The sequence below is a fragment of the Chitinophaga sp. RAB17 genome (genome assembly GCF_052114225.1).
In the GTDB taxonomy this organism is placed as follows: Bacteria; Bacteroidota; Bacteroidia; order Chitinophagales; family Chitinophagaceae; genus Chitinophaga.
In genome coordinates this window covers 1-726 of record NZ_JBFREI010000047.1, presented here as the reverse complement: position 1 = coordinate 726, position 726 = coordinate 1, and the positions used below count along the sequence as shown (strand labels likewise).

At 49.3% G+C, this 726-nt stretch carries 1 protein-coding gene; it reads right to left on the bottom strand.

The window, feature by feature from the left end; all coding sequences use genetic code 11:
- Window positions 1–726 (bottom strand): Ig-like domain-containing protein (locus tag AB4Z08_RS35790; protein ID WP_441578571.1); only part of this gene is annotated, 726 nt, incomplete at both ends.

Below are 726 nucleotides of genomic sequence, written 5' to 3'. Positions count from 1 at the left end.
CTACATTATTGAGCGTGAGTATCGCATCCTTGCCGGCTGTATTGCGAATAGTGCCGGTAAGTGTGGTGCCGAGTGTGATACCATTCATATCCATATCTCCCTGCTGTACAGTGTAGCTGTACAGTAAAGCATTGGTGCCGCTGCCGCTCACAAGTGTAGCGGATCTTGTAGTGGCGCCTATTATTACATCCAGCGATGAAGCACCGGTAACATTTACAGTTTCGCTGAAGTGAACAGTGAAGGAGAGCACCTGACCAACTCTGTAAATGGCATTTGCCGGTACATCTACTGCTGTTACGACTGGAGCTGTTCCTGCAAAAACGAGGCTTAATGTATTGGAAGCGGTATTGCTGTTATTGCCCACGTTCACGGCTACACTGGCCGGTACCTGAAGGGATACCGCGCCATCTGCGGCAGGTGTTACGAGAACGGTGTAAGTGATATTATCTGTTGTCTGGAATGCACTTAAAGTAGCGTTGGTGGAGGTGATATCACCCAACGTAAATCCAGTCACCGCTTCGGTGAAGGTGATGGTGGCCGTGAATGGTGCTATCACCGGCGAAGTAGCAGTAGTGGAAATGACTACACCCGGATTAGTGGTATTTACCAGTACCCCGGTGGTATTGCCTACATTATTGAGCGTGAGTATCGCATCCTTGCCGGCTGTATTGCGAATAGTGCCGGTAAGTGTGGTGCCGAGTGTGATACCATTCATATCCATTCCAT